At 67.4% G+C, this 26,843-nt stretch carries 26 protein-coding genes and 1 pseudogene; 12 read left to right on the forward strand and 15 right to left on the reverse strand.

Annotated elements, in window-relative coordinates; translation table 11 throughout:
• Positions 1 to 15 precede the first annotated feature (15 nt).
• The 11 genes from wlbL to wlbA all read right to left on the reverse strand — a co-directional run bounded on the left by wlbL (position 16) and on the right by wlbA (position 12,259).
• The gene (gene wlbL / locus LK409_RS21120; protein ID WP_010927314.1) at positions 16 to 1,890 is read right to left on the reverse strand and encodes an O-antigen biosynthesis protein WlbL; all 1,875 of its coding nucleotides are present in this window, start codon (positions 1,888 to 1,890) and stop codon (positions 16 to 18) included.
• 48 nt (positions 1,891 to 1,938) lie between these two features.
• A complete protein-coding gene (locus LK409_RS21125; protein WP_003807100.1) occupies positions 1,939 to 3,186 on the reverse strand; it encodes a hypothetical protein in 1,248 nt (415 codons plus the stop codon).
• Between the two features lie 49 nt (positions 3,187 to 3,235).
• Entirely contained in the window at positions 3,236 to 3,940 is a 705-nt protein-coding gene (wlbI, locus tag LK409_RS21130; RefSeq protein WP_010927315.1) for an O-antigen biosynthesis protein WlbI, read from the reverse strand.
• On the reverse strand, positions 3,937 to 5,109 hold the full coding sequence (wlbH, locus tag LK409_RS21135; RefSeq protein WP_181905650.1) for an O-antigen biosynthesis protein WlbH: 1,173 nt from the start codon (positions 5,107 to 5,109) through the stop codon (positions 3,937 to 3,939). The genes wlbI and wlbH overlap by 4 nt, the downstream gene beginning before the upstream one ends.
• Positions 5,110 to 5,304: 195 nt before the next feature.
• On the reverse strand, positions 5,305 to 5,898 hold the full coding sequence (wlbG, locus tag LK409_RS21140; RefSeq protein WP_003807105.1) for an O-antigen biosynthesis protein WlbG: 594 nt from the start codon (positions 5,896 to 5,898) through the stop codon (positions 5,305 to 5,307).
• Positions 5,895 to 7,082 carry an O-antigen biosynthesis aminotransferase WlbF gene (wlbF, locus tag LK409_RS21145; RefSeq protein ID WP_033449698.1) on the reverse strand — a complete coding sequence of 396 codons (1,188 nt, stop codon included), beginning with the start codon at positions 7,080 to 7,082 and terminating at the stop codon, positions 5,895 to 5,897. The genes wlbG and wlbF overlap by 4 nt, the downstream gene beginning before the upstream one ends.
• Positions 7,083 to 7,144: 62 nt before the next feature.
• Positions 7,145 to 8,404, reverse strand: coding sequence for an O-antigen biosynthesis protein WlbE (wlbE, locus tag LK409_RS21150; protein WP_003807109.1), 1,260 nt, complete (start codon positions 8,402 to 8,404; stop codon positions 7,145 to 7,147).
• 23 nt (positions 8,405 to 8,427) lie between these two features.
• Positions 8,428 to 9,516: an O-antigen biosynthesis protein WlbD gene (wlbD, locus tag LK409_RS21155; protein WP_041937072.1), complete on the reverse strand. Its 1,089-nt coding sequence runs from the start codon at positions 9,514 to 9,516 to the stop codon at positions 8,428 to 8,430.
• A gap of 7 nt (positions 9,517 to 9,523) precedes the next feature.
• Positions 9,524 to 10,624: an O-antigen biosynthesis protein WlbC gene (wlbC, locus tag LK409_RS21160; RefSeq protein ID WP_003807112.1), complete on the reverse strand. Its 1,101-nt coding sequence runs from the start codon at positions 10,622 to 10,624 to the stop codon at positions 9,524 to 9,526.
• A gap of 3 nt (positions 10,625 to 10,627) precedes the next feature.
• Complete coding sequence (gene wlbB, locus LK409_RS21165) at positions 10,628 to 11,203, reverse strand: O-antigen biosynthesis protein WlbB (protein ID WP_003807114.1); 576 nt, start codon at positions 11,201 to 11,203, stop codon at positions 10,628 to 10,630.
• 3 nt (positions 11,204 to 11,206) lie between these two features.
• The gene (gene wlbA, locus LK409_RS21170) at positions 11,207 to 12,259 is read right to left on the reverse strand and encodes an O-antigen biosynthesis protein WlbA (protein ID WP_003807115.1); all 1,053 of its coding nucleotides are present in this window, start codon (positions 12,257 to 12,259) and stop codon (positions 11,207 to 11,209) included.
• 130 nt (positions 12,260 to 12,389) lie between these two features.
• On the opposite strand from wlbA, the gene waaC reads away from it, so the two are divergent.
• Both waaC and LK409_RS21180 read left to right on the forward strand, forming a co-directional pair.
• On the forward strand, positions 12,390 to 13,397 hold the full coding sequence (gene waaC / locus LK409_RS21175) for a lipopolysaccharide heptosyltransferase I (protein ID WP_033447878.1): 1,008 nt from the start codon (positions 12,390 to 12,392) through the stop codon (positions 13,395 to 13,397).
• Between the two features lies 1 nt (position 13,398).
• Positions 13,399 to 14,691 (forward strand): 3-deoxy-D-manno-octulosonic acid transferase, encoded by a 1,293-nt coding sequence (locus tag LK409_RS21180; protein ID WP_010927321.1) that lies wholly within the window; start codon positions 13,399 to 13,401, stop codon positions 14,689 to 14,691.
• Positions 14,692 to 14,716: 25 nt separating this feature from the next.
• On the opposite strand, the gene LK409_RS21185 is transcribed toward LK409_RS21180, so the two are convergent.
• The 3 genes and pseudogenes from LK409_RS21185 to LK409_RS21195 form a co-directional block, all read right to left on the reverse strand.
• Entirely contained in the window at positions 14,717 to 15,553 is an 837-nt protein-coding gene (locus tag LK409_RS21185) for a hypothetical protein (RefSeq protein ID WP_010927322.1), read from the reverse strand.
• Positions 15,554 to 15,906: 353 nt separating this feature from the next.
• Positions 15,907 to 16,707 (reverse strand): annotated as a pseudogene (locus LK409_RS21190) (type III pantothenate kinase); the annotation flags it as partial.
• Entirely contained in the window at positions 16,704 to 17,570 is an 867-nt protein-coding gene (locus LK409_RS21195; protein WP_010927323.1) for a biotin--[acetyl-CoA-carboxylase] ligase, read from the reverse strand. The pseudogene LK409_RS21190 and the gene LK409_RS21195, both read right to left, overlap by 4 nt.
• A 74-nt stretch (positions 17,571 to 17,644) precedes the next feature.
• Between LK409_RS21195 and LK409_RS21200 the strand changes: the two genes are divergently transcribed.
• The 10 genes from LK409_RS21200 (at position 17,645) to lipA (ending at position 26,257) form a co-directional block, all read left to right on the forward strand.
• Positions 17,645 to 18,775 carry an MlaE family ABC transporter permease gene (locus tag LK409_RS21200; protein WP_033449702.1) on the forward strand — a complete coding sequence of 377 codons (1,131 nt, stop codon included), beginning with the start codon at positions 17,645 to 17,647 and terminating at the stop codon, positions 18,773 to 18,775.
• Positions 18,775 to 19,614 carry an ABC transporter ATP-binding protein gene (locus tag LK409_RS21205; protein WP_010927324.1) on the forward strand — a complete coding sequence of 280 codons (840 nt, stop codon included), beginning with the start codon at positions 18,775 to 18,777 and terminating at the stop codon, positions 19,612 to 19,614. The genes LK409_RS21200 and LK409_RS21205 overlap by 1 nt, the downstream gene beginning before the upstream one ends.
• Positions 19,601 to 20,548: an MlaD family protein gene (locus LK409_RS21210; protein ID WP_003807132.1), complete on the forward strand. Its 948-nt coding sequence runs from the start codon at positions 19,601 to 19,603 to the stop codon at positions 20,546 to 20,548. Before LK409_RS21205 ends, LK409_RS21210 begins: the two co-directional genes overlap by 14 nt.
• Positions 20,549 to 21,154 (forward strand): ABC-type transport auxiliary lipoprotein family protein, encoded by a 606-nt coding sequence (locus LK409_RS21215; protein WP_010925722.1) that lies wholly within the window; start codon positions 20,549 to 20,551, stop codon positions 21,152 to 21,154.
• A gap of 29 nt (positions 21,155 to 21,183) precedes the next feature.
• Positions 21,184 to 21,837, forward strand: coding sequence for an alpha/beta hydrolase (locus LK409_RS21220; RefSeq protein ID WP_003807136.1), 654 nt, complete (start codon positions 21,184 to 21,186; stop codon positions 21,835 to 21,837).
• 132 nt (positions 21,838 to 21,969) lie between these two features.
• Positions 21,970 to 23,226, forward strand: a complete 1,257-nt coding sequence (locus LK409_RS21225) for a D-alanyl-D-alanine carboxypeptidase family protein (RefSeq protein WP_010927325.1) — start codon at positions 21,970 to 21,972, stop codon at positions 23,224 to 23,226.
• 47 nt (positions 23,227 to 23,273) lie between these two features.
• Positions 23,274 to 24,173 (forward strand): D-amino acid aminotransferase, encoded by a 900-nt coding sequence (locus LK409_RS21230; RefSeq protein ID WP_169507370.1) that lies wholly within the window; start codon positions 23,274 to 23,276, stop codon positions 24,171 to 24,173.
• 75 nt (positions 24,174 to 24,248) lie between these two features.
• Complete coding sequence (locus tag LK409_RS21235) at positions 24,249 to 24,524, forward strand: YbeD family protein (protein ID WP_003807142.1); 276 nt, start codon at positions 24,249 to 24,251, stop codon at positions 24,522 to 24,524.
• A gap of 7 nt (positions 24,525 to 24,531) precedes the next feature.
• Entirely contained in the window at positions 24,532 to 25,194 is a 663-nt protein-coding gene (gene lipB / locus LK409_RS21240) for a lipoyl(octanoyl) transferase LipB (protein WP_010927327.1), read from the forward strand.
• Positions 25,195 to 25,255: 61 nt separating this feature from the next.
• Positions 25,256 to 26,257, forward strand: coding sequence for a lipoyl synthase (gene lipA / locus LK409_RS21245; protein ID WP_010927328.1), 1,002 nt, complete (start codon positions 25,256 to 25,258; stop codon positions 26,255 to 26,257).
• 14 nt (positions 26,258 to 26,271) lie between these two features.
• Here the strand turns inward: lipA and rfbC are convergent, their stop codons facing one another.
• Positions 26,272 to 26,820 carry a dTDP-4-dehydrorhamnose 3,5-epimerase gene (gene rfbC / locus LK409_RS21250; RefSeq protein ID WP_003807148.1) on the reverse strand — a complete coding sequence of 183 codons (549 nt, stop codon included), beginning with the start codon at positions 26,818 to 26,820 and terminating at the stop codon, positions 26,272 to 26,274.
• Positions 26,821 to 26,843 lie beyond the last annotated feature (23 nt).

Consider the following 26,843-nt stretch of genomic DNA (forward strand, 5'->3'; position numbering starts at 1 on the left):
CCTTGCGCGGGCTGGCTAGGCGTACGTCACCGACGCATATTCCCGTACGATCTGGCCCAGCAATTCCGCCGCTTGCCGCGGGCTGCACATTTGCAGCGAACGATCGAGCATGCGCAATTGCTCCATGAGGGTTTCGTACGGAAGGCTGTATTCCGTGGCGCGCATGATGCGGGGATGCAGGGTTTCACGGGAGTCTTCCCCGATCAGCAGTTCTTCGTACAGTTTTTCCCCGGGCCGCAGTCCCGTGATGCGAATTTCGATATCGCCATCCGGCTGGTCCGAGTTCTTTACCGTCAGTCCGTACAGGCGCACCATGCGCTCGGCCAGTTCGCGGATCAATACCGGTTCGCCCATGTCCAGCACGAAGACCGAGCCGGATTCGCCCATGGCACCGGCCTGCAGTACCAGTTGCGCGGCTTCGGGTATGGTCATGAAGTAGCGCGTGATCTCGGGATGCGTGAGCGTGATCGGCCCGCCTTCGAGGATCTGGCGCCGGAACAGCGGAACGACGCTGCCGGAGCTGCCCAGCACGTTGCCAAAGCGCACCATCGAGAAGCGGGTCTTGTCCTGGATCTGCGCGTGCGCCTGCAGGATCAGCTCGGCCAGGCGCTTGGAGGCGCCCATGACATTGGTGGGGCGCACGGCCTTGTCGGTGGAGATCAGGACGAAATCGAGCACGCCCGCCTGGATGGCGGTCTCGGCCATGTTGAGCGTGCCGAAGGCATTGGTGCGTATGCCCTCGGAGACATTGTGCTCGACGATGGGCACGTGCTTGTACGCGGCGGCGTGATAAATGGTCTGTACGCCGTGCTCCTGCAACTGGGCCAGGCAGTGGGCGGCGTCGCGCACCGACCCCAGCACGCCGGCAATTTCGATGTTGCGCTCGCCGATGCGCTGGCGCAGATCCTGCTCGATGGCGTAGAGCGCCGGTTCGGCGATCTCGAAGAGCACCAGCTTGCGGGGGCGCAAGGCCAGGATCTGGCGGCACAGTTCGGAACCAATGGAGCCGCCGGCGCCCGTGACCATGACGACCCGGTCGGTGACGCAGCGGCCCAACAGCGTATCGATGGGCGCGACCGGATCGCGTCCGAGCAGATCCTCCACCTGCACGTCACGCAGGCGCACGCCATTGGTGGGGTCGATGAGTTCGCGCATGCTCGGCACCAGTCGGATGCGCAGGCGGTATGGTTCGGCGGCTTCGACGATGCTGCGGATCTGCTTGGGCGGCGCCGAAGGCATCGCGATCAGCAGCTGCCGGATGTTGTGGCGGTCGATCAGCTTGGGCAGTTGCTCGGGCGGGTAGACCCGCAGGCCGTTGACGACCAGGCGGTGTTTACGCTTGTCGTCGTCGAGCATGGCGACGGGACGGTAATGCGGCCCCGCGCGCAGCGCCATGGCCAGTTGCGACCCGGCCCCGCCCGCGCCGTAGATCAGCACCGGCGTGCGCGGATCGGCCATGTGATGGTCGGCGGGGAACAGCAGTTTGCGGGCAATCAGCCGTACGCCGATCAGGCCCACCAGGGCGAGCGCGGCATACAGGACCAGTACGCCGCGCGAGATGGTAGCCAGCTGCAGGAAGGTGTTCCCGGCGGTCACGACCATGACCGATACCACTATTCCCCCCAGGATGGCGGCCAGCACCCGCTCGCTCATGTAGCGCAGGATATAGAGGTAGACGCCGAACGCCGCCAGGGCCGCAATGCCGCCCGCGCAGGCCAGCAGGGACAGGAACAGATACTGGTCGGTCAGGAAGAACAGCTCGAAACGCAGCCATAGCGCCAGGTGGAAAGCGCCCAGCAGGATTACGGCATCCAGCACGATCGCCAGCATCTGCTTGAACGGTCGCGGCAAGTCGACGAAGAGGCGCCGGATGGCATAGGGGAGAGTCATGACTGCGACGGACGATGCGAAAAAGGGTAGGCAAGCAGTTTGCGGATTTTACTGACTGGCGTGCTGCGGAAATGCGGCTGGACGGGACGGGGCGCCATTTTTCTGTGGCAAGACGGCCACGCATACGCCGACCAGAAACCAGAAGGGCTGCAGATAAATCATGGAACTCGGGGCCATGCCGGCGATCGCCGCGGTTATCAGGCAGATGCGTCCGGTACTGTCCGAGCGCACCAACAGCCAGCCGAGGAATGCCACCCACAGCAAGCCCAGATGAAAGAACATTTCGAGCCAAAAGAAATGCGGCGATGCCCATTGGGCGTCCGTCGCCGGCCACATCAGGTTCAATTGTCCCAGCCCCAGGCCGAATGCCCATTGCCACCAGGGCATGTCGCGGATCTGCGCATACATGTCCAGCAATAGCTGGACCCGATAAGCGGTCGAGTGGTCGCCGTTATTGGCAATCACTCCGATCTCGTCCACGGGAGGCATATCCTCGCCGGCCTGCGCGGATTGGATGGTCTCGTCGGCGGCCGCGGTGGATGCCGGCGTCAGTACGGCGCCAGCCCCGACCTGGGCCCGGGGCGCCAGGGACGGGAGGGTGCCGAACTGGAAGTTGCCATGATGCAGCACCAGGGCGGCGGCCGAGGTCGCAAGCAGCGCGCCGGCCAGCAGCGCCCGGTTGCCGTGCTTCAGGCGCCGCGCGTAGCCCAGCAGATACAGCAGCCCCAGCACGCTTGCGGCCAGCAAGATGGTGCGGCGGTTCATGGCCAGGGCATAGAACCAACAGGTGAGGTACAGGGGGAACGACAGCTTGCGCTTGATCAGGAGCCAGATGAGATTGGCGAAGACCAGGGCCGTGGCCATGTCATTGATGTTGTACCAGACGCCGCCGGTCAGGGGGTAGCTCATCCGGAAGCGGCCCGAGCCGGTCCAGGCGTCGTAGATCGGCATGGCGGCTGTGATCAGCCAGTAGAGGACAATGGGGTACAAGCCTTCGGCAAAATCCACGCGGCGGCGGACCAGCGCGTCGGCCAGCACGGTGTAGCAGACGCCTGTCAGCAGGAAGGCCAGAAAACGCAGATAACGGTCCGTATGCTCTACCCACAGCAACTGGATCAGCAGGACCGCCGCGGTCGCTGCCAGCCAGCGGGTCAGGGCACTATCCAGGACAGCACGGCGCCATTGCCGGTCCAGCGCGATCAGAGCCAGGATCAGCGCGGCGCCGAAATGAAAGGGCCGCAGCGGGTCCAGCACATAGATGGAAGAGCCGGAAAAACCCAGTGCGACGGCGCACAAGGCCAGTGGCGTGGATATGTTCGGCCAAGCCAGGGCTCGGGTCGGCGCGCTAGACAAAGCCAATGCAAACTTCGAAGAAAAGAGCGGGCGCCAGCAAACCGATTGCGATCAACCGGCCATTCAGCATGGCCTGGATCGCATGATAGACGTCGTGGGTCGGACGCGCGTCCACGATGCCGGCAATGCGGGGCTCCAGGACAAATGTGAGCAGGACGGTCGCAACGCCGTTGATCAATCCTGACAGTTGCGAAATCGTACTTCGATACTCGTGAAACACCAGCGCGAAAAAGTATGAAAGTAATACGCCCAGGCAATAGCAAAGGAAAACGATTGCGGCCAGCAGGGCGATGCGTTTTTTCGGCAGGCTGGCCGGCGCCTCCAGGGCGGTCCGGATTTCTTCAACGCGCAGTGGCGGCTGCCCCGCGCGCTTGCGCACGGCATTGGTGAGCAGCGCGATCCAGGAGTAGCGCAGCCAGTAACCCAGCAGGGACAGCAGCGCCGCGCCAAACATGGCTGCCAGCCCCATCTGGAGATAGAGCGAGGTCGGGACCTGCTTGTCGACCAGGAAGCCCAGCAGCGGCATCAGGGCCAGGTAGAAGAAGCGGGTGACCGTGGTGGTGGCGTTCTGGATGGCATAGCCGGTGACGGGCTTGCCCGCCATGCGCCCCGCGACGCGCGCGTAGTAGCTCAGATACTCGAGCAGATGGATGATCGAATAGCTGGCGATGACCAGCAGGGGTAGCAGGGTCATCATACGGAGGCGGGCTGGGTCGCACGATAAAGCCTGGCTGTTTCGGTGTAGGCGTCCAGCATCATATCCAGGCTTTTGCTCCAGGTGTATTCGCTGAGCACGCGGGCCCGCCCGGCGGCACCCAGGCGTTGACGCAACTCCGGGTTCAGGACCAGCTCCTGCAGCCTGTCGGCCGCGGCATGGGCGTCTTCACGCGCCACGATGTAGCCCGTCTTGCCGTCGACCACGACCTCGGCCGGGCCATCGGCATTGGACACCACGACCGGCAGGGCGCACGAGCAGGCTTCCAGGATGGCGACGCCGAAGCTGTCCATGCGGCTCAAGGCCACGTACACGTCCAGGGCGCGCAAGGCTTCGGGCACCTCGGCGTGCGGGATGCGTCCCTTGAATTCCACCTGGTTCGCGATATGGGCGGCCTGGGCCTGCGCGCGCAGGCGCTGGAGCTGGCTTCCCGCGCCATAGATGCGCAACACCAGGCGCTCGGCCATCCCGGGCTGGCTGGCTGCCAGGGCCTGCCTGAGCAGCGCAAAGGCCTGGATCAGCGTGTCGATGCCGTAGTGGGTTTCCAGCGCCTTGACCGTGCCTATGACGATGGGGCCGTCCGCGGCCGGCGCCTGGACGGATTGGGCCGGTTGGGACAGCGCTTCGTCGATGCCGAACGGCGTAACGAAGATCGGGCGCCGCGTCAGGCCGCGCATTTCGCGCTGCATGGCGTGGCTGGTGGCCGCCAGGGCCGTCGCATGGTCGAGATTGCGCTGCAGCAATGCCTTGTGCCAGGTACTGGAGTTCGGAAACTCGTAAATGTCGCTGCCCCACGCTGACAGCAGGACGGGGGAGAAACGGGCGCGGCGCGCCAACAGGCCGTAGCCGGTCGCATAGTGAACGTTGAGCAGATCCGGGTCGATGCGTTTGAGCAGTGCCCGCAGGCGAGGCGCGGCCAGGAAGTAACCCAGCGGAGCGCGCCAGGGAAGTCGATACTGGACGATGCGCTCGTCGTACAGCGAGAGATCGGGCGTTTCCAGCGAAAGCAGGTGTACCTGCAGGCCGCGCAGGGCCAATCCGTTTGCCCAGCGGATGGTATGGATGCTACGTGCCGGTCCCAGCAAGGCTACCCTGGCAGGCGTGCGTTGCGCGAAGTCTGGCGACTGGCGAGAGGGTACGTTACTTAGCAAGATAAATCATCGAACCATCGCGGATGCGCGCGACCGGGCGCATCCTGGGGACAGTCGGATGGCGGGAAAGCCGCGGCATTGGTGCGCAAAGGCGCGACACTGCCGGGGCGCGCCATTGAGTGCGAGTCAAATTAACACAATCTCCAATGAGCGGCGTGTCTTACCCGTGGAGTAAGAGTATCAAATAGTTTCCGATTATCTGGCAACGGCCAGCAGGGTATGGGCAATGATTTTCAGGTCACCCAAAAATGTCCGTGTTTGGACATATTCGGCCTGGATACGCAATTTTTCCGGAAGAATGATTTCGCGGTATGTACGTTCGGGGTCGCTCGATTGTCCCAGGATCTCGTTTTCGTTGCGAAAGCGTATCGACGCGGGATCGGTGATTCCGGGGCGCACCGAAAGGATCAGGTTGCGCAACGCGTCCGGATACAGGACCACATAGCGGGGCACTTCGGGGCGCGGGCCGACCAGGCTCATGCTGCCGGTAAAGACGTCGATCAATTGGACCAGCTCGTCCAGTTTCCACTTGCGGATCCATTTCCCGACACGGGTTATGCGAGGGTCGGCGCCCACCGTGATCTGCCCCGCCTGCGGGTCCTGCCGCACGCTCATGCTGCGCAGCTTGTGGATGCGAAATGGCACGCCGCCCTTGCCGACGCGTTCCTGGCGGAAAAACACCGGTCCCGGGCTGTCCAGCTTGATGGCGATGGCGATCAGGGCGAGCAGCGGCAGTAGCGCCAGCAGCCCCAGCCCCGAGCAAACGACGTCAAACAGCCGTTTGATCATGGGTGCAGCAGTTGCCGTACCGATGCGATGACGCGCTGTACATCGGCATCGGTCATGCGCGAGTAGATCGGCAGGCTGGCCATGCCTTCGAATGCGGCCTGGGAATGGGGGTACATGTCAGGCGTCAGGCCATATCGGTCGCGCCAATAGGGCTGCAGGTGCAACGGCACGTAGTGCACGCTGCAGCCGATGCCGTTCTCGGTCATGCGCACGATGAAGTCGTCGCGCTTGAGCGGCGCCTGCGGATGGATGCGGATGGCGTACAGGTGCCAGGAATGCTCGTCGTCGTCGCGGTGGGCCGCGCGTTCGACGCCCGGCGTGCGGCCAGGGCTGGGGGGCAGTGTCAGCGGCAGATCGGCGAAGGCCTGGTCATAGGCCGCGGCGATCTGTGCGCGCCGGTCGCGCATTTGCTGCACGCGTTGCAACTGGACGCGGCCCATCGCGGCGGCCGTGTCGGTCATGTTGTACTTGAAGCCGGGGGCGACGATTTCGTAGTACCACGCCGGCTTCTTCGAGGTGAAGCGATCGAAGGCGTCGCGGTCGATGCCATGCAGCCGCATGACACGGCAGCGCTTGGCGAGGGCGGGGTCGCGCGTGACCACCATGCCCCCTTCGCCGGTGGCCAGCGTCTTGGTGGCGTAAAAGCTGTAGACGGTCAGGTCGCTTTCCAGGCTGCCGATACGCCGGCCTTGCCAGGAGGCGGGCAGCGCGTGGGCGGCGTCCTCGATGACTTTCAGGCCGTGCTTGCGGGCGATCTCCAGGATGCTGTCCATGTCGCAGGACAGGCCGCCGTAGTGCACCGGCACGATTGCGCGGGTGCGCGGCGTGATGGCGCGTTCGATGGCGGCGGGCGAGATGCACAGCGTGGCCGGGTCGATATCGACCAGGACCGGTTCGGCGCCCAGGTAGCGGGCGACTTCGGCGCTGGCGGTGAATGTGTGGGTGGTGGTGATGACTTCGTCGCCCGGGCCGACCCCTATGGCTTCCAGGGCCAGGTGCAGGCCGGCGGTGGCCGAATTGACGGCCACGGCCTCCACGTCGGCGCCCATGTAGGCCGCGAATTCGCGTTCGAACTCGCGGGCGTTGGGGCCGGTGGTCAGCCAGCCCGAACGCATGGATTCGGTGACCGCTTGGATTTCGGCCTCGCCGATATCGGGCAGGGCAAAGGGCAGGAAGTCGCTCATGGTGCTGGATCGCTGTAGAAGTGAGAGGCGCGCCGCCGGCGGCACCGGCCAATTCTCGCAGATTAGCGCGAGGCTGCGCGCCGTGGCGTGACAGATTGCACGGCGTCGAGGAATTGCTGCGCCAGCACCGGGTAGTCGTGGCGGGCGAGTACGTAGTCACGGCCGCGCCGGCCCATGGCCTGGCGCTCGGCGGCGGGCAGGGCGCGCAGGCCGTGCAGGGCCGCGGCCAGGGCGGCCGGATCTTCCGCCGGCACGGACACGCCGCAACGGGCGTCGGCCACGATATCGTTGCCGCTTTCGATCGATTGCACTACCGGGCAGGCCGACAGCATGTAGTCGAACAGCTTGTTGGGGCTGACGCCGAACTGGAACAGCGGGCTGCGCCTCAGGCCGATATAGGCCGCGTCGATGTCGGCCATCACGGCCTGCACGGCGGGGCGAGGCACCGGATCGGCGAAGGCGATGTGGCGCAGGCCGAGCTGGCCGGCCAGGCGCTTGAGCTCCGGTTTGTCGGGGCCATCGCCCAGCAGCAAGAGGCCGATGGGTTGGTCGCGCAGCCGCGCCATCGCCTGCAACAGCATGTCCAGCGCATTGGCGTGGCCGTGCGTGCCGGCGTAGGCAAGCACGAAATCGCATTGTTCGCGCAATTGGCGGATCTGCGCGCGTACCCGCAGATAGTCGGGGTTATCGAAGTCGGGCGAACTGTATTCCGTTACCGGCACGCCGTTGGGCACGTGCGCATACCGCCGCGGGTCCAGCCCGCGCTCGCGCATGTAGGGCAGGGCGCATGGCAGCATGGAAACGGTCAGGTCGGCGTGCCGGTACGCGTAGTCTTCCGCGTATTGCATCGACGCGATCATCGGATGCCAGGCCTTGAAGCCGCCCAGCAGCCTGGGCGTCAGCGGCCACAGGTCGTGCACTTCGAACACCAGGCGGGCGCCGGTCTGGCGGGCCAGGCGTGCCGCGGGCAGGACGTCGTAGGGATGCGTGGACGAGGCAATGACGATATCCGGCCGCCAGCCGCCAAGGTCGCGGCGCAGCCCATACAGGCGCGCGCTGAACTGCAGCATATTGAGCAGGCGGCGCGCGCCGTTGCCTTGGTACGGCAACGTGGCATACCAGAGATACTCGATGCCATCGACGTTCTCGCGCGTCAGCCGGCCGCCTGCCTGGGGGGCGCGCGCCCGGATGTGCGAGATCGTGCTGGCCGCCACTTTTACCTGATGCCCATGCCCGATCCATTCGCGGCCGAAGTAATACGGCCGGAACTCCATGCCATAGCGGGGCGAGCCTGCGTAATGGTTGATCAGCAGGATGTTCATGGCGGTGCGTGTACTACGGTGGATCAGTGGGCGGCCAGGGCGTCCACGATGCGCCGTGCGGCCTGGCCGTCGCCGTAGGGCTGCACGTCGCGCGGCTGTTCGCGCAACGCGTCCTGGACGGCTTGCGCGACAACGGCGCTGGACACCGGCGGCGCCAGGCGATTCCAGCCGGCGTCGACCAGCTCGGTCCATTCGGTTTCGTCGCGCAGCGTGACGCAGGGGATGCGATGGAAAAACGCTTCCTTCTGCACGCCGCCGGAGTCGGTGGCGATGAGGGCGGCGTATTTCTCCAGCTGCACCATGTCCAGGTAGCCGACCGGTTCGAGCAAGGTGACGGTGGACGCCAGCTCGTCGAGCAGTCCCAGGCGGGCCAGGATGCCCCGCGTGCGCGGGTGCAGCGGCCAGACGACCTGGCGCTCGGCGGCCAACGCCTGCAGCGCGCGCACGATGGTCGTCAGGCGTTGCGCGTCGTCGGTATTTTCCGCGCGATGGATCGTGGCCAGCACATAGCCGCCCGGCTTCAGGCCATGGGCCGCCAGGGCCCGGCCTTCGGCGGTGACCCGCGCGCCGTGGTGCAGCGCGACGTCGTACATGACATCGCCGACCTGCACGACCTTCTCGCCCGACTGGCCTTCGGCGGCCAGGTGGCGCGTGGCGCTGTCGGTAGGCGTGAACAGCCAGCGCGAAATGCGGTCGGTCAGGATGCGGTTCACTTCCTCGGGCATGCGCAGGTTGAACGAACGCAGGCCGGCCTCCACGTGGGCGACCGGAATATGCAGCTTGACCGCCGCCAGCGCGCCGGCCAGGGTCGAATTGGTGTCGCCGTAGACCAGCACCACGTCCGGCTTTTCCGCCTGCATCACCTGTTCGAGCGCGACCAGCATGCGGCCGGTCATGTCGCCGTGGCCGCCGCCGTGGATGTCGAGCTGGTGGGTGGGCGTCTGCATGCCCAGTTCGTCGAAGAAGACGTCGGACATGTTGGCGTCGAAATGCTGGCCCGTGTGGACCACGACTTCCGTCAGTTCCGGGTGCTGGGCAATGGCGGCGGAGACGACGCTCGCCTTGATGAATTGCGGGCGAGCGCCCAGTACGGTCAGTATCTTCTTCGGCATGACGAAATCAGTTCAGGGCCTGGCGCAACGCGGCGACGATCTTGTCCTGGGTGGCTTCGTCCAGATCCGGGTGCATCGGCAGGCTCATGACGCGCGCGGCCAGGTCGTCGGAAACCGGCGTGGCGCCGGCGCCCTCGGCGTATTGCTCATAGGCCGGCTGCGCGTGGATGGGGCGCGGATAGTGCACGGCGGTGGGAATGCCGGCCTCCTTCAGCTGGGCGATGACGGCTTCGCGGTTGGGCACCATGACGGTGAACTGGGCCCAGACGCTGTCGCGGTCGGGGCGCACGGTTACGGTACATGCGCCGCCGGGCAAATCGGCCAGCAGTTGCTGGTAGCGCGCGCCGATCTTGATGCGTTGGGCGATTTCCCAATCGAAACGCTCCAGCTTGCCCAGCACCACGGCGCATTGCAGCGTGTCCATGCGGCCGCCCACGCCGATGCGGGTGTGGTAGTAGCGGCCCGATTGGCCGTGCACGCGGATTTCGCGCATGGCTTGCGCCAGCTCGTCGTCGTTGGTGAACAGCGCGCCGCCGTCGCCGTAGCAGCCCAGCGGCTTGCTCGGGAAGAAGCTGGTGCAGCCGATGGTCGACAGGTTGCAGCTCTTGCGGCCCTTGTAGGTGGCGCCGAAGCTCTGCGCGGCGTCTTCGATGACCGGCAGGCCGTGCCTGGCCGCGACGGCGTTGACTTCGTCCATGTCGCCGCATTGGCCGTACAGCGACACCGGGATGATGGCCTTGGTGCGCGGGGTGATCTTCGCTTCGATCTCGGACACCTTGATGTTGCAGGTATCCGGTTCGACGTCGACGAACACGGGCTTGGCGCCCAGCAGCGCGATGACTTCAGCGGTGGCCACGAAGGTGAACGAGGTGGTGATGACTTCGTCGCCGGCCTTCACGCCCAGCGCCATCAGCGAGATCAGCAGCGCCTCGGTGCCCGAGGCCACGGTGATGCAGTGCTTGGCGCCGGTGTAGGCGCACAAGGCGGCCTCCAGTTCCTTGACTTCCGGGCCCATGATGAACTGGCCGTGGTCCAGCACGGCCTGGATGCGCGGGTTGATGGTGTCGCGCAGCGCTTGGTATTGGGTTTTCAGGTCAATGAATTGCATGTCTCACTCGCCCAGTCGGCAGACGCCGTTTTCCAGGATATAAAGGTCGCCCGTATGGGGGCAGCGCGCCTGGCCGTTGCCGGCCAGGGGCAGGTCGAGCTGTTCGCCGTGGCGGCTCATCCAGCCGATCTGGCGCGCCGGCACACCGACCACCAGTGCGAAATCGGGGACGTCCTTGTTGACGACCGCGCCGGCGCCGACAAAGGCGTAGCGGCCCACTGTCGCGCCGCAGACGATGGTGCAGTTGGCGCCCAGCGTGGCGCCCTGGCGCACCAGCGTGTCGCGGTATTCGTTCTTGCGTTCGATGGCCGCGCGCGGGTTGTAGACGTTGGTGAACACCATGCTCGGACCGCAGAACACGTCGTCCTCCAGGAAAACGTTGTCGTACACCGACACGTTGTTCTGGATTTTCACGCGGTCGCCGATCCGCACACGGTTGCCGACGAAGACGTTCTGCCCCAGCGAGCAGCCTGCGCCGATCTCGGCGCCGCCGCAGATGTGGACCCAGTGCCAGATGCGGCTGTTGGCGCCGATGCGGGCGCCTTCATCGACAATGGCGGTCGGATGGATGGTGGTCATGCGTCAGTCCAGCGGCAGGGGGATGCGCACGCCGTCGCGCGCGGAGCGGTAGATGGCGGTCAGCAGGGCCAGCGATTGCAGGCCTTCGCGGCCGTCGGTTTCGGGTTCGCAGTCGCCGCGCAGGCAATTGATGACATTGTCGTAGTACAGCGGGTGCCCGAAACCGTAGACCGACGTGGTTTCGTAATTGGCTTCGCGGATCTTGTCGTCATCCGGATGCGGTTCGGCAAACTTCCATTCGTCGATGCGGTTGACCGCAACGCCGCCCACGCGAACCGTCCCCTTTTCACCGAGAATGGTGATGGAGCCTTCCAGGTTCTGCGGATAGGTCAGCATGGTGACGTTGATCGAGCCCATCGCGCCGTGGCGCCAGCGCAGCGCCGCCACGCCGGTGTCCTCGGCTTCGATGCGGCGCGCCAGCGTGGCCGTGTAGGCGTAGACGCTTTCGACCGGGCCGACCAGCCAGTCCAGCAGGTCCACGTAGTGGCTGGCCTGGTTCATGAATGCGCCGCCGTCCCATTCCCACTTGCCGCGCCAGCGGGCGGCGTCGTAATACTCCTGCGGCCGGGTCCAGAAGACGTTGACCGTCACCATGTAGATACGGCCGAAGCGGCCCTGCTCGATGGCCTTCTTGACCAGTTGCAGGGTGGCGTTGCGGCGGTTCTGCTTGACCACGAACAGGCGCACCCCGGCTTCGTCACAGGCCTTGACCATGCGCTTGCCGTCTTCCCAGCGGGTAGCCATGGGCTTCTCGCTGACCACGTGGCGACCGGCCTGGGCCACTTCGATGGCTTGCCAGGGGTGCAGGCCGGACGGGGTGGCCAGCACCAGCGCGTCGGCATTGCCTTGCGCCAGCATGTCGCTGAGCGAGGAGAACGGCCGCGCCCCGGTGGCCGCCTCGGCAGCCTGCAGCGCCTCGGGGTTGGTATCGCAGATTTCGACCAGCTCGGCGCGGTCGCCGTGCTGCGCGATCGCGCCGATATGGTTCTTGGAAATGCGGCCGCAACCAACTAAGCCGAAACGGATTTTTCGATCGGTGATGGGAAGTGAGCTCATGAACGCCGAGGGATTGAGGTAAATTGCCGAAATTCTTCTTATGCCGCCCCGGACAGCAGCGGGCGAAAATAAGCGGCAATAATACCGCGAATCCCGTAGGGATTTTCCTGACAAATCTCGTTGGTTATTGATGCCAAATCGTATTCTCATCGTTCGCACCTCGTCGCTTGGCGATTTGGTGCATATGCTGCCTGCTATTTCCGATATCGCCCGATACGTTCCCGATACCCAGATTGACTGGGTTGCGGAAGAGGCTTTTGCCGATATCCCGAGATGGCATCCGGCGGTCAATGAGGTGATCAAGGTGGCACACCGGCGCTGGCGCAAGGCCTGGTGGTCCGAGCCGGTGCGCCAGGAACGCCGCGCGCTGGCCGAGCGCCTGCGCTCGGTGTCCTACGATGTCGTGCTGGATATGCAGGGGCTGCTGAAATCGGCCTGGCTGGTGCGGCAGACCCGCGGGGTGCGCCACGGCCTGGACTGGCGCTCCGCGCGCGAACCGTTGGCGTCGCTGTTTTACAACGTCCGGCACCGGGTGGAGTTCTGGCAGCCGGCCGTGGTGCGCCAGCGCAAGCTGGCCGCGTTGACCTTTGGCTACAACTACGCGGGATCGCCCGACTTCGGATTGCAGGCATTCGGCCGGGCCGCGCAGGCCGACGATGCGCCGGCCGATCCGGGCCGCCGCATGCTGCACCTGGCGGCCGACCGGGGTTATGCGGTGATCATGCCGTCGGCCAGCCGCGACGACAAACTGTGGCCCGAGGACGATTGGCGCGCCGTATTCCGGCGGCTGCAGGATGCCGGCTGCGCCCTGCGCCTGCTGGCCGGCAACGAGCAGGAGGCCGAGCGCGCCCGCGTGCTGGTTGCCGGCATGGAGGGCGTGGAAGTGCTGCCGCGCATGGATTTGACGTCGGTGGCGCAGGTGCTGGCCGGCGCCCGCCTGATGGTGGGGCTGGACAGCGGCCTGACGCATCTGTCGGCGGCGCTGGGCCGTCCGACCATCGGCATCTATCGTGCCTCGACGCCGGTGCGTACGCCGCTGGTGGGGCCCAGCTATACGGCCAGCCTGGGCGACCGTGGCGCCTCGCCATCGCGCGAGGCCGTGCTGGCCTCGGTCGAGCAGGCCCTGGCGGCGGCCTGACATGGGCCGCGGCGTCTATACCCTGGCGTTGCGGGGCCTGGCGCCGTTGATCTGGCTATGGATGTGGCGCCGCGCGCGGCGCGCGGGCGGCCAGTGGGAGTTGTTCGCGCCGGCCCGCTTCGGTCGCGCCGGCGCGCGCGCGCCCGCGCCGCTGGCCGCGCCGGTCTGGGTGCATGCGGTCAGCCTGGGCGAGACGCGCGCGGCGCAGCCGCTGGTCCAGGCCCTGCTGGAGCGTGGCCTGCCCGTCCTGTTGACCCATACCACCGCCACCGGCCGGGCCGAGGGCGAGCGCCTGTTCGGCGCGGCGATCGGACGCGGGCAATTGCAGCAAGCCTGGCTGCCCTACGATTTTCCTGGCGCGACGCGGCGCTTCCTGGCGCGCCATGCGCCCCGCTGCGGTTTGCTGATAGAGCGGGAAGTCTGGCCCAATCTGCTGGCGGCGGCGCGCGCGCAGGGGGTGCCGATGGCGCTGGTCAGCGCGCGCTTTTCCGCTTCGTCGCTGCGCCAGGCCGGCTGGCTGGGCCAGGCGCTGCGTGAGGCCCTGGCGGGCCTGGGGCGGGTGCTGGCGCAGACCGACGAGGATGGCGCGCGCCTGTGCCAGGCTGGTGCGAATGCCTACACGGTGACCGGCAGCCTGAAGTTCGACGTGGCGCTGCCCGAGGCGCAATTGCGGGTCGGACACGCCTGGGCCGGGGCGACGGGCCGGCCCGTGATTGCGCTGGCGAGCACGCGCGAGGGCGAGGATGCCATGTTCATCGAGGCGATCGGCGCCGTGCAGGCGCATCGCGCCGCCACGCCGCGGCCGCTGATCCTGCTGATTCCTCGCCATCCCCAGCGTTTCGACGAGGCGGCCGCCCAGTTGCAGGCGGCCGGCCTGGCCTATGCGCGGCGCTCGGCCGGCTCGGGCGAGCCCGGACCGCATATCGACGTACTGCTGGGCGATACCCTGGGCGAGATGCCGTTCTACTACGCGGCCGCCGATGTTGCCATCGTGGGGGGCAGCTTCGCCAGGCTGGGCGGGCAGAACCTGATCGAAGCCTGCGCGGCCGGCACGCCGGTCATCGTCGGCCCGCATACGTTCAATTTCAAGGATGCCGCCCGGGACGCCATTGCGGCGGGGGCGGCGCTGCGTGCGCCCGACGCGCGCACCGCGCTCGATTGGGCGCTGCAGCTGCTGGCCGAGCCGGCACGCCGGCAGGCCATGAGCGAGGCCGCGCGCGCCTGGACCGCCGCGCATGCCGGCGCCACGCGGCGCACGCTGGACGCGCTGGAGGATTGGCTGGCGCCGCGGTGACCTGGCGTAGCGCGGCCTTGTGGCGCTATGACGGATTCGCCTGCAATGGCGCCGGCTTGGCCATCAGGGGGACCGATTCCCGGTAAATCACGTGTTCGGGCCGTACGGCTCCCAGCCGGTACGCGCCGCGGACATTCCGGCGGAAGATTTCCAGGCTTTCGTCGGTCGATTGGAAGAAGTCGTAGATATCGTAAGTACTGACCAGCTTGCCGGCCAGGATGTCGTCGATGCTGGCGAACGTGATCATCGCGGACGTGCCGTCGAGGACCATCCGGGCCGTCTTGCTTTGGTAGTACACCAAGGCATGATTGCCGATATGTCCGCCATCGAGGCCGACCTTCTCGATGACTTCGGCGTCGGGAACGTACCGGGCTATCAGCGCGGCGGTCATGATGCTGTGCTGGGAACAGTTCAGCGTCTTGGCGGCCAGGATTTCCGCTGGCGTGGAGGCCGTGGACGAACCGTATGGCGCCAGCCGGTTGACGACGACGGCGATGAACGCGGCCAGCAGATCTCCTTCGCTCATGCCTTTGCGCGCGACCGGGAGTTTGGCGGCAAAACTGGATTTGCACTCGGCAAACGCGCCGCGTACGTCGCCGCCGGCGTCGCGGATTTGTTCGACCGCCTTGTCCAGACAGGGAGAGGAGAGGCGGCCTGGTCCGTATCCGAAGCGAAATTCCTCGAAATTCGTGACCTTGCTGGCAAATTCGTGCAGCAGCGCGCGCTCCCTGGCGTCGACGATCTGGGCAGCGGTCTGGCGGCGGGCATCGATTTTCTTCGACAGATAGATAACGGCCGTACTGGTCACCGCCGATACGGTACAGACCAGTAGGGTTTGGGTAACCAGCTGCTTGATTTTCATTGATTTTGCCCGTCCCCTGCCCGTTGGATCAGGAAATACTCCGTCCAATCACCGTGCGATAGGGAAATTTCTCGAAGAATTATAGACAGGGGCTGCGGCCGAGTTCTGGCGAGCGCCAGGCCTGGCGCTGTTGGAGAGCCCTCAATGGGGGCGGGAGGGGCTCGAACCGGTCAGGGCCGCAGCACCTTGACCTGGTCGGCCTTCATTTCCTGGTTCAGGCGAGCGGCGTCGCGCCCTTCGTCGGCGGGACGCAGGCCCAGCCAGCCCTGGCCCAGCGCATAGACCCACAGGTTGGCCGCGACGATCAGGAGGAACAGGATGCGCATGGGAAATCCGCCGGGTGTGGGGGGGCAGGCCGTTGGCGCGCCGTGCGCGGCGAGCGCCGCCAGGCCGTCGAGCACGGGGCTGTCGAGGTAGGTGGGCCGCGGCGTGGCGCCGAAGGCGGCGCCGGTGACCGCCAGCAGGCGCTCGGCTTCCTGCCGCACTTCGGGCCACCCGCCGCCGGCGACATAGATCTCCGGCGCCTGGCCGTAGCGTTGGCGGCCGGCCAGCCATTGCCGCACGATCGCGCCGGCCTGGGCGGCGGCGATGCCGCTGGCGATGGCCTGATGGGTGTCGATGGGGTAGTCGGCCACCAGGCCGTCGGCCAGGGGCAGGTGGGCGGTGCCGTGGGCCAGCGCGCCGCGCATCATGGCGGGGCCGGGCAGGATCAGCCCGCCGGGAAAGACATTGTCGGGCCCGATGGTGTCCAGCGTGGTGGCCGTGCCGAAACTGGCCACCAGCAGCGGCGGGTGCACGGACGGCTGGCGCGCCAGCACGCCCACCATGCACGCCCAGCGGTCGGCGCCCAGTTGGTCGGGATTGCGATAGCCGTTGCGCAGCCCCATGACCAGGGGCTGGGCCCGCAGCCACCGGATGTCGCAACCGCCCGCGCGCAGCGTGGCGGCAATGGCTTGGCCGCGGGCAAGCCCGGCGACGTTCACGCCCAGCGCCCGTTGCGGGCGCCTGGGCAAGGCGGCCAGCCAGCGGCCCAGCGCGTCCAGGTCGAGATTGTCGAAGGCGACGGGGGCGGGCTCGCGCGCCGCCTGCGGCGCATCCGGGTCAAACCAGCCGACTTTGAGGCGGCTGTTGCCGGAGTCGATGAGGATAATCATGCTTGGGGCCGGATCGAAATTTCGCCGACGGAGACGGGCCGCATTCCATCGGCAGCCTGCACCAGCAAGCGGCCATGATCGTCCACGCCGCTGGCCGCGCCGGTGTAGAGGATTTCGCCGCGATCGATCACGTTGACCGGGCGCCCGGCCAGGGCATCGACCCGGGCGAAGCGCGCGCCGAAGGCGCCAAAGCCCTCCTGCTGCAGCGTATGCGCGGCGCCTTGCCAGGCCCGCGCCACGGTGGCGACCAGGTCGGCCGCCGCGTCCGGACCTTTTTCGCCGGGGCCGGCGACGTCATTCCAGTCGGCCACGGAACGCTGCAGCGCCTGCGACAGCGCATCGCCGCCATGCAGGTTCAGGCCCATGCCGATGACGACGGCATGGCCCGTGCCGGCCGGGTTGCGGACCGATTCGACCAGCACGCCGGCCAGCTTCGCGTCGTGCCACTGTACGTCGTTGGGCCACTTCACCAGCAGGCCGGCGGGTTGGCCGACCAGTTGGCGCAGCGCTTCGCAGGCAGCCATGCCGGCCAGCGGCGACAGCGCGGGCAGTTGCGACGGCGGCAGGTCCACGTCGAAGGCGCACGAGAACATCAGGGCCGCGCCCACCCGGTTTTGCCAGGGGCGGCCGGCGCGGCCGCGTCCGCTTTCCTGCAGGTGCGCGCCGAGCAGGCAGGGCCGCGCCCCGCCGCCGGCGCGTGCGCGCGCCAGCAGGTCGGCGTTGGTCGAGCCGGTGCTTCCGACCCAGGAGATATCCCGGAATGCAGGCAGGCGAGCGGCGATGGCCCGGGCCAGCGCAGCGGGCTCGGGCAGCGAGAGGGAACGGACTTCGGCTGACATGGGCGCGATTGTAATGGCACCCATTGCGGGGGCGGGACGTATATCATTCGTTACGATCGTTCGAATTTCTGTGTATCCGTGCATTTCCGCGATTGCCTATGCCTAGTTTGCCGAGTACCGCCGGCGCCGCCACATTGCCGTTGACGCTGGACCATGGCGTCTGCCATGTGTCGGGCGACTGGTCCATGCAGGCGCTGGCTGCTCCGGGCGAAGTGGAGCGCCGCCGCGCCGCGCTGGCCCGCGTCGACCCCGACCAGCGCTGGGACTTGCGCGGGGTCGAGCGGCTGGACACCATCGGGGCCCACCTGCTGTGGGGCGCCTGGGGGCAACAGTTGCCCGAGCGGGTGCGCTGGTCCGACGGACAGCGCGAGGTGTTCCAGACGCTGCAGCGCAACCGCGGCGAGGCGCTTCCCGCGCCGGCGCCGGCGGACCGCTGGGGCTGGCTGCGCGCGATCGGCGACGCCGTATTCGACGCCGGCCGCAATGGCCGCGCATTGATCATCATGTTCGGCCAACTGGTGCTGGACCTGGGCGCCTTCCTGCGCCGCCCGTCGCGCGGGCCGTGGCGCGAGATTTCGGCGCAGGTCTACCGCACCGGCGCGCAGGCGCTGGGCATTACCGCCCTGGTCGGTTTCCTGATCGGCGTCGTGCTGTCCTATCTGTCGGCGCAGCAGCTGCAGATGTTCGGCGCCGACCGCTTCATCGTCCGTTTGCTGGGCGTTTCCATCGTGCGCGAGCTGGGGCCGGTGCTGGCGGCCATCCTGGTGGCGGGTCGATCCGGCTCGGCCATCACGGCCCAGATCGGCGTGATGCGGGTGACGCAGGAACTGGACGCCATGCTGGTGATGGGCATTTCGCATGGCCAGCGCCTGATCCTGCCGCGCGTGATCGCCCTGGCGATCACCATGCCGCTGCTGGTGGTCTGGACCGATGCCATGGCCCTGCTGGGCGGGATGCTGGCGGCGCAGATGCAGCTGGGCGTTTCGGCGCAATGGTTCCTGACCTCGCTGCCGGACGCCATTTCGCTGACCAATTACTGGATCGGCATGTTCAAGGGCGTGTCGTTCGGCATCCTGATCGCGCTGGTGGCCTGCCATTTCGGCCTGTGCATCCAGCCCAATACCGAAAGCCTGGGGCGCGGCACCACCACGTCGGTGGTGACCTCGATCACGGGCGTCATCCTGGTCGACGCCCTGTACGCCGTCATTTTCAGCTCGATAGGCATCTGATGGGCAGCGTGGCACAGCAAAACCTGTTCAGCGCGACCGACCTGGCCGTGGCGCCGGTCATCGCGGTACGCGGCTTGCGCACGGCGTTCGGCGACCATGTCGTGCACGACAATCTGGACCTGTCGGTCTACCCGGGCGAGATCCTGGCGCTGGTGGGCGGCTCGGGCACGGGCAAGACGGTGTTGCTGCGCCAGATCATCGGCCTGGAGCGGCCGGCCGCCGGCACCATCGAGGTGCTGGGCCGCCGGGTCCAGGAGCTTGAGCCGGCCGAGCGGCGGCGCCTGTCGCACCGCTGGGGCATGTTGTTCCAGGCCGGCTCGCTGTTTTCGTCGCTGTCGGTGTTCGACAATGTGGCCCTGCCGCTGCGCGAGCTGCGCACCGTGCCGGAAGACCTGGTGTGCGACGTGGTGATGTGCCGGCTGGCGATGGTGGGCCTGACGTCCAAGGACGCCGACAAGCGGCCGGCCGACCTGTCCGGCGGCATGGTCAAGCGGGTGGCGCTGGCGCGCGCCCTGTCGCTCGACCCCGAACTGCTGTTTCTCGACGAGCCGACGGCGGGCCTGGACCCCCTGCGCTCGGACGAATTCGTCGACCTGGTGCGCAGCCTGCATCGCCAGCTGGGATTCACGGTGGTCATGGTGACCCACGATCTCGATACCTTGCTGGCGCTGGCCACGCGCGTGGCCGTGTTGGCCGACAAGCGTGTGATCGTCTGCGATACCGTGCGGGAAGTGCTCAAGGTCGATCATCCTTTCATCCGCAGTTTCTTTCTGGGCGAGCGCGGCCGCCGCGCGCTGGGAGATCTTGCACCTAAGGAAACGGGCAATGGAAAACCGTAGTCATGCCCTGCTGGCGGGGCTGTTCACGCTGGCGTTGCTGGTTGCCGCCGCGCTGGTGGCCATATGGGTCGGGCGCGATCGCGCCGCCCTCAAGCCTTATGTCATCGTCTCGGCTACCTCGGTCAGCGGGCTGTCGGCCCAGTCCACCGTGCGCTACCAGGGCGTGCCGGTGGGCAAGGTGCAGTCGCTGGGCTTCAACCCCGACAAGCCGGCCCAGGTGCGCATCAGCATCGGCGTGGCGCCCGATACCCCGATTACCGAGTCCACCTGGGCCGAGCTGGGCGTGCAGGGCGTGACGGGGCTGGGCAATATCGAGCTGCGCGACGACGGCACCTCGACCCGCCGGCTGGCGTCCAGCGCCGCCATGCCGGCCACCATCCCGCTGCGGCCGGGGTTTTTCCAGCGCTTCGAGCAGCGCGGCGGCGAGATCCTGCACAACGTCGAGCAGGTGTCCGCGCGGCTCGAGCGCCTGCTCAGCAATGAGAATGTGCAGGCCACGACGGCCACGCTGCAGAACATCGCCGCCATCACCACCGACCTGCGCCAGGCGGCGACCGAGCTGCGGCCGGCGCTGGCGCAGGTGCCGCCGCTGGTCGATTCGCTGCAGGCGATGTCGCGCAACACCGGCCAGGCGGCCCAGGAGATCGCCGGCCTGGCGCAGGCGGCCCGGCAGGCGCTGGCGCGGCTGGATGCGCCCGATGGGCCGCTGGCCATGGCCACGCGCAGCATGCGCGATATTGCCTGGGCGGCCGCCCGCCTCGATGCGCAGACCCTGCCGGCGGTCTCCGGTATGGCCAGCAGCATCGATTCGGCGGCCCGCAGCGCCACGACGACATTGCGGCGCGTGGGCGATACGCCCCAATCGTTGCTGTTCGGCCCGCCGCCCACCGTGCCCGGGCCGGGCGAGCCGGGTTTTGCCGGATTCGGGAGGTAAATGGATATGAAGAAGGCCATCATCGTGTTGTCGGCCCTGCTGCTGGCCGGCTGCGGCGCCGGCCGCATGGCCGCGCCGCCGGCGCTGTTCGACCTGGGCGCCGACGTGGCGGCCACGCCCGCCTTGCCGGCGCGTCAGCCGATTGTGCTGGCGTTCGAGGCGGTGCCGTATCTGTCCGATACCGGCGTGATCTGGCGGGTGGGCGACAGCGCCAGCCCGCATGCCTACGCACGCTCGCGCTGGGCGAGCGCGCCGGCCGAGCTGGTGCGCCAGCGCCTGGTCGAGCGCCTGTCGCACCAGGGGCCGGTGCTGGGCGCCGGCATGGGCGCGGGCCTGGCGCAGGTGCAGGTCACGCTGACGCGTTTCGAGCAAGTCTTCGCCGCCGACGGGCAGGCCAGCGTCGGCCATGTGGCGATGCAGGCCGTGTTGCTGCAGGATCGCCAGGTGGTCGGCCAGGTGCGGATCGCGCGCGAAGCGCCGGCCGCCACCCAGGATGCCGCCGGCGGCGTGCAGGCCTTGCGCCAGGCCACCGATGCCGCGGCCGACGAGCTGGCCGGCTGGCTGGCCGGCCGCGTCGCGGCCGCCGGCGTGCGCGCCGGCAGTTAACATGGCCTTTTGTTCCACTTAGTTCCGTCATGTCCGCACGTACCGAAACCCAAGTATTCACTGGCGCCGCCGGCAACATCGACTGCGCCATCGATTGGCCCGCCCATGCGCCGCGCGGCTGGGCGCTGGTGTTGCACCCGCACTCGCTGCAAGGCGGCGCGCGCGACAACAAGGTGGTCACCACCGTGGCGCGCGCCTGCGTGCAGCACGGGCTGGCCGCGGTGCGGCCGAATTTCCGCGGCGTGGGCGAGTCGGCCGGCGAGTTCGACAAGTCGATCGGCGAGACCGAGGACATGCTGGCGCTGGTGGCGCAGGTGCGCGAACGCTACCCGGAGTTCGCCGCGTCGCCATGGGTGCTGGGCGGCTTCTCGTTCGGCACCGCGGTCGCCGCGCAGACCTATGCGGCCCTGGCCGCGGCCGGCGATCCGTCGCTGCCGCGCGCGCTGATGCTGATGGGGCCGGCGGTCAACCGTTTCGAGCGTTCGGCCACCGAGGTGCCGGCCGATACCTTGCTGGTGCATGGCGAAGCGGACGACGTGGTGCCGCTGGCCGAAGCCCTGGAATGGGCGAGGCCGCGCTCCCTGCCGGTGGTGGTCGTGCCGGGGGCCTCGCACTTTTTCCACGGCAAGCTGCTGGTGTTGCGGCAACTGGTGCAGGACCGCCTTCGCATTGCGCTGGATTGACCCGGCCCGCGTTGCATCACGTTGCATGTTTGTAAGCGCAACGGAACGTTCTCGTCAGGGACGTGTCGGATACGCTGCCTATAATTGTGGGCCTCTACCTGCCCTGGCGGGCCCTACCTGAACTCCTAGCCGATGAAGACCTTGCCTGATACTGCTATTGCCCCCGTCGTTCTTTCCCGTCGCGTATTGGCCAGCGCCGTGCTGGCTGCCATGCTGGCCGCTGCGGCGCCGGCCGGGGCCCAGCAGCAGGCGGCGCCCGCCACGCCTGTCGCCGCCGCCGCGCCCGCGGCGGGCGGCGCGGTAGGCGCCGTGGGAGACCTGGCGGCCGTGCCGGTGCCGACCATCGCCGCCAAGGCGTGGATCACCGTGGATGTCAACAGCGGCCAGGTGCTGGCAGCCTCCAACGCCGACATGAAGGTCGAGCCGGCCTCGCTGACCAAGATCATGACTGCCTATGTGGTGTTCAACGCGCTGCAGGAAAAGCGCCTGACCCTGGAGCAGCAGGTCCCGGTCTCCGAGCACGCATGGCGCACCGGCGGTTCGCGCATGTTCATCGAGCCGCGCAAGCCGGTGACGGTCGACGAACTGAACCAGGGCATGATCGTCCAGTCGGGCAATGACGCATCGGTCGCGCTGGCCGAAGCCGTCGGCGGCAGCGAAAGCGCCTTTGCGGCCCTGATGAACCAGGAGGCGCAGCGCCTGGGCATGCGCAATACGCACTTCATGAACTCCACCGGCCTGCCCGATCCGCAGCACGTCACCACGGCGCGCGACCTGGCCACGCTGGCGGTGCACCTGCTCTCGGATTACCCGGACTACTACCACTACTACAAGCAGAAAAGCTACACGTACAACAAGATCACCCAGCCCAACCGCAACCGCCTGTTGTGGGCCGATCCGTCGGTCGACGGCATGAAGACGGGGCACACCGATTCGGCCGGCTACTGCCTGGTTTCGACCGCCATGCGCGGCGACCGCCGTATCCTGACCGTGCTGGTGGGCGCCGACAGCGAAGCCACGCGCGCCGAGGAAAGCCTCAAGCTGCTCAACTGGAGCTTCCAGAACTTCGATACGGTCAAGCTGTACGACCAGAGCCAGCCCGGGCTGGACGCGCGGGTCTGGGAAGGCAAGGTCGAGAACGTCAAGCTGGGTCCGCCCAACCCGGTGTGGCTGGCGGTGCCGCGCGGCAAGGCGGCCGAGATCAAGCCGGTCGCGCAGCGCACCGACCCGCTGGTGGCGCCGCTGACCAAGGGACAGCAGGTCGGCACGCTGCAGCTCACGCTCGATGGCAAGACCTTGCGCGTCGAACCGCTGGTGGTCCAGGAAGACGTCGAGCGCGCCGGCTTCTTCGGCCGCATGGCCGACACCGTGAAGCGCTGGTTCCAGTAACGATGAAAGCCGCGCCGCAGGCGGCGCGGCGGCACCGGCGGGCTGCCATGCCCGCCCCTATCCTCTCCAAGGAGCTCCCCATGATTCCGGGCATGCCGGGCGACAGCCAGGTATATCTCAACGGCGAATTCACGCGCCTCGACGAAGCCAAGATTTCCGTGCTCGACCGCGGTTTCATCTTCGGCGATGGTATCTATGAAGTCGTGCCGGTCTATGACGGCAAGGTGTTCCGCATGACCGAACACCTGAATCGCCTGGATCGCAGCCTGGCGGCGCTGCGCATCGCCGCGCCGATGGACCGCGCGGGATGGGAGTCGGTGATCGCCGGGTTGATCGCCCGCTCGGCCCAGCCCACCTGCATCATCTACCTGCAGGTCACGCGCGGCGTCTGCAAGCGCGATCACGCCTTTCCCACCGAGCCGATCACGCCCACGGTGTTCGGCATGGCCGCGGCCTTCAGTCCGCCGGGGGCCGCGCAGCGCACCCAGGGCCTGAGCGCGATTGCCATCGACGACGAGCGCTGGCTGCATTGCGAGATCAAGTCGGTTTCGCTGCTGGGCAACGTGCTGGCCAAGCAGCAGGCGGTGGACGCCGGCGTGGATGAAGTGGTGCAGTTTCGCGATGGCTGGCTGACCGAGGGCTCGTCGACCAATATCTGGATGGTTTCCGGCGGCAAGCTGCTGGCCCCGCCCAAGAACAACCTGATCCTGGAAGGCATCCGCTACGGCCTGATGGGCGAGCTGGCCGAGGCGGCCGGCCTGCCGTTCGAGGCACGGCGGATCTCGCGCGAGGAAGTGCTCGCCGCCGACGAATTGATGCTGACCTCGGCCACCAAGGAAGTGCTGCCCATCGTGCGCCTGGACGGCAAGGCGGTGGGCGCGGGCAAGCCCGGCCCCGTTTATGAGCAGTTGCGCGCGGGTTATGATGCGCGTATCGCCGCCCTGTAGCGGCCGGCAGGCGGGCGGCCCTGGCGCCGCCCGCGTTTCGCGTCCCTCGCGACGCCGCCACCCAGGCAGACGCAGATGCACAATATTCCCCCGGAAGAGTCCCTGATCGAGTATCCGAGCGACTTCCCCATCAAGGTAATGGGCAAGCAGCATCCGGAATTCGCCCAGACCCTCACTGAAGTCGTGCTGCAGTTCGACCCGGCTTTCGATCCGGCATCGGTCGAGATGCGGCCCAGCAAGGGCGGCAACTACATGGGGCTGACCTTCACGGTGCGTGCGACCTCGCGCGAACAGCTCGATTCGCTGTACCGCGCCCTGCACGGCCACCCCATGGTGTCGATCGTCCTGTAGCCCTGTCATGATCAAGTGGCTTGCGCGCCCGGCCGACTACGGTTCGGTCTGGGACGCCATGAAGGCGTTCACCGCCGCGCGCGGTCCCGGCACCGCCGATGAAATCTGGCTGTGCGAGCATGCCCCGGTCTATACCCTGGGCCAGGCCGGGCGGCCCGAACACCTGCTCAATCCCGGGCTCATCCCGGTCGTGCACTGCGACCGCGGCGGCCAGGTCACCTATCACGGCCCGGGCCAGGTACTCGCCTACACCTTGTTCGACCTGCGCCGCGCCGGGCTGTACGTGCGCGAGTACGTCGACATGCTCGAACAGGCGACCCTGGCCACGCTGCGCGAGCTGGGCCTGGAGCAGGCCTGTCGCAAGCCGGGCGCGCCCGGCATCTATGTGCCCCAGCCCGGCGGCGAACTGGCCAAGATCGCCGCCCTGGGCGTGAAGGTGCGCAATGGCTACGCCTATCATGGACTGGCGCTGAACATCGATATGGATCTGTCGCCGTTTCTCGGTATCAACCCCTGTGGCTACGAAGGCCTGCGCACGGTCGATCTGGCTGCCTGCGGCGTGCGCACCAGCGTGGAGCGGGCCGGCGAATTGCTGGCCGCGCAGCTGGCGCGCGCCCATGGCCATGCGGTGCAGCAGCGCGCCGCGGCGCTGGCGGGCGTGCCGGGATAGTAGAATGGCTTTTTTGTCTCGAACCGGACCGCGCCTGGCGTTCCGGTTGTGAAGGTGCTCAATGTCCACGCTCGTCGAGTCCCCCGTTCCCTCGAACGACTCGCAGGCCGCCGCGCCGGCCGCCTACGATCCCACCCAGAAGCAGAAATCGCAGGCCAAGACCGCGCGCATTCCGATCAAGGTGGTCGCGGCCGAGAAGCTGAAGAAGCCGGAATGGATCCGCGTGCGCGCCGCCGCCCCGGGGTCGCGCTTCTACGACATCAAGCGCATCCTGCGCGAGCACAACCTGCATACGGTGTGCGAAGAGGCATCCTGCCCGAACATCGGCGAATGCTTCGGCAAGGGCACGGCCACCTTCATGATCATGGGCGACAAGTGCACGCGCCGTTGCCCGTTCTGTGATGTGGGCCACGGCCGTCCCGATCCGCTGGACACGCAAGAGCCCGAAAACCTGGCGCGCACCATCGCCGCGCTCAAGCTGTCCTACGTGGTCATCACCTCGGTCGACCGCGACGACCTGCGCGACGGTGGCGCCGCCCACTTCGTCGAATGCATCGCCAAGGTGCGCGAGTATTCGCCCGATACCCGCATCGAAGTGCTGGTGCCCGACTTCCGCGGCCGCCTGGACCGTGCGCTGCACATCCTCAACAGCGGCCCGCCGGACGTCATGAACCACAACCTGGAAACCGTGCCGCGCTTGTACAAGCAGGCACGCCCGGGCTCGGACTACGCGCATTCGCTCAAGCTGCTGGTCGAGTTCAAGAAGCTGCACCCCGAGGTGCCCACCAAGTCGGGCCTGATGCTGGGCCTGGGCGAGACGGACGAGGAAATCCTGCAGGTCATGCGGGACATGCGCGAGCACAACGTCGACATGCTGACCATCGGCCAGTATCTCCAGCCGTCGGAGCACCATCTGCCGGTGCTGCGCTACGTGCATCCGGACACCTTCGCGATGTTCGAGCGCGAGGCCTACGCCATGGGCTTTACGCATGCGGCCGTGGGCGCCATGGTGCGCTCGTCGTACCACGCCGACCAGCAGGCGCACGCCGCCGGCGTCAACTGAACACGCGCGGGCCGCTACGCATAGGTATCGGCCCGCGCCAGCGCCACGCCCTGGCGGTCTTTCACCGACAGGATGGGCGCTTGGCCCTGCAGCGGCCAGTCCACCTTGAGTTGCGGGTCGTCCCAGCGCACGCAGCGCTCATGTTCGGGCGCGTAGTAGTCGGTGGCCTTGTACAGGCACTCGGTATCGTCGGACAACGCCAGGAAGCCGTGCGCAAACCCTTCCGGAATCCACAGCTGGTGCCGGTTGCGCGCCGACAGGTAGGCGCCGGTCCAGCGCCCGAAGGTGGGCGAGCCGCGGCGCAGGTCCACCGCCACGTCATAGGCTTCGCCCGCCACCACGCGCACCAGCTTGGCCTGCGGATGCAGGATCTGGTAGTGCAGGCCGCGCAGCACCCCCGCGCGCGAGCATGAGTGATTGTCCTGCACGAAGCGGATGCGGCGCCCCAGTTGCGCGTCCAGGCGGTCCTGGTTGAAGCTCTCGAAGAAGCAGCCGCGCTCGTCGCCGAACACTTGGGGTTCGATCAGCACGACGTCCGCGATGGCCAAGGGGGTGAGTTTCATGACGCCTCCGAATTCTTGCCTGG

Source organism: Bordetella parapertussis (assembly GCF_020735925.1).
GTDB lineage: Bacteria > Pseudomonadota > Gammaproteobacteria > Burkholderiales > Burkholderiaceae_B > Bordetella > Bordetella pertussis.

Excerpts from the sequence above, each read along its gene's own strand:
- wlbC (WP_003807112.1), bottom strand. The coding sequence starts at position 10,624 with ATGCAATTCATTGACCTGAAAACCCAATACCAAGCGCTGCGCGACACC.
- wlbL (WP_010927314.1), bottom strand. The coding sequence starts at position 1,890 with ATGACTCTCCCCTATGCCATCCGGCGCCTCTTCGTCGACTTGCCGCGA.
- LK409_RS21185 (WP_010927322.1), bottom strand. The coding sequence starts at position 15,553 with ATGAAAATCAAGCAGCTGGTTACCCAAACCCTACTGGTCTGTACCGTA.
- LK409_RS21235 (WP_003807142.1), top strand. The coding sequence starts at position 24,249 with ATGCACAATATTCCCCCGGAAGAGTCCCTGATCGAGTATCCGAGCGAC.
- LK409_RS21225 (WP_010927325.1), top strand. The coding sequence starts at position 21,970 with ATGAAGACCTTGCCTGATACTGCTATTGCCCCCGTCGTTCTTTCCCGT.
- LK409_RS21200 (WP_033449702.1), top strand. The coding sequence starts at position 17,645 with ATGCCTAGTTTGCCGAGTACCGCCGGCGCCGCCACATTGCCGTTGACG.
- wlbG (WP_003807105.1), bottom strand. The coding sequence starts at position 5,898 with ATGATCAAACGGCTGTTTGACGTCGTTTGCTCGGGGCTGGGGCTGCTG.
- wlbB (WP_003807114.1), bottom strand. The coding sequence starts at position 11,203 with ATGACCACCATCCATCCGACCGCCATTGTCGATGAAGGCGCCCGCATC.
- wlbE (WP_003807109.1), bottom strand. The coding sequence starts at position 8,404 with ATGAACATCCTGCTGATCAACCATTACGCAGGCTCGCCCCGCTATGGC.
- lipB (WP_010927327.1), top strand. The coding sequence starts at position 24,532 with ATGATCAAGTGGCTTGCGCGCCCGGCCGACTACGGTTCGGTCTGGGAC.
- wlbI (WP_010927315.1), bottom strand. The coding sequence starts at position 3,940 with ATGATGACCCTGCTACCCCTGCTGGTCATCGCCAGCTATTCGATCATC.
- lipA (WP_010927328.1), top strand. The coding sequence starts at position 25,256 with ATGTCCACGCTCGTCGAGTCCCCCGTTCCCTCGAACGACTCGCAGGCC.
- LK409_RS21220 (WP_003807136.1), top strand. The coding sequence starts at position 21,184 with ATGTCCGCACGTACCGAAACCCAAGTATTCACTGGCGCCGCCGGCAAC.
- LK409_RS21205 (WP_010927324.1), top strand. The coding sequence starts at position 18,775 with ATGGGCAGCGTGGCACAGCAAAACCTGTTCAGCGCGACCGACCTGGCC.
- waaC (WP_033447878.1), top strand. The coding sequence starts at position 12,390 with ATGCCAAATCGTATTCTCATCGTTCGCACCTCGTCGCTTGGCGATTTG.
- LK409_RS21210 (WP_003807132.1), top strand. The coding sequence starts at position 19,601 with ATGGAAAACCGTAGTCATGCCCTGCTGGCGGGGCTGTTCACGCTGGCG.
- rfbC (WP_003807148.1), bottom strand. The coding sequence starts at position 26,820 with ATGAAACTCACCCCCTTGGCCATCGCGGACGTCGTGCTGATCGAACCC.
- LK409_RS21230 (WP_169507370.1), top strand. The coding sequence starts at position 23,274 with ATGCCCGCCCCTATCCTCTCCAAGGAGCTCCCCATGATTCCGGGCATG.
- LK409_RS21215 (WP_010925722.1), top strand. The coding sequence starts at position 20,549 with ATGGATATGAAGAAGGCCATCATCGTGTTGTCGGCCCTGCTGCTGGCC.
- LK409_RS21195 (WP_010927323.1), bottom strand. The coding sequence starts at position 17,570 with ATGGGTGCCATTACAATCGCGCCCATGTCAGCCGAAGTCCGTTCCCTC.
- wlbA (WP_003807115.1), bottom strand. The coding sequence starts at position 12,259 with ATGAGCTCACTTCCCATCACCGATCGAAAAATCCGTTTCGGCTTAGTT.
- wlbF (WP_033449698.1), bottom strand. The coding sequence starts at position 7,082 with ATGAGCGACTTCCTGCCCTTTGCCCTGCCCGATATCGGCGAGGCCGAA.
- LK409_RS21180 (WP_010927321.1), top strand. The coding sequence starts at position 13,399 with ATGGGCCGCGGCGTCTATACCCTGGCGTTGCGGGGCCTGGCGCCGTTG.
- wlbD (WP_041937072.1), bottom strand. The coding sequence starts at position 9,516 with ATGCCGAAGAAGATACTGACCGTACTGGGCGCTCGCCCGCAATTCATC.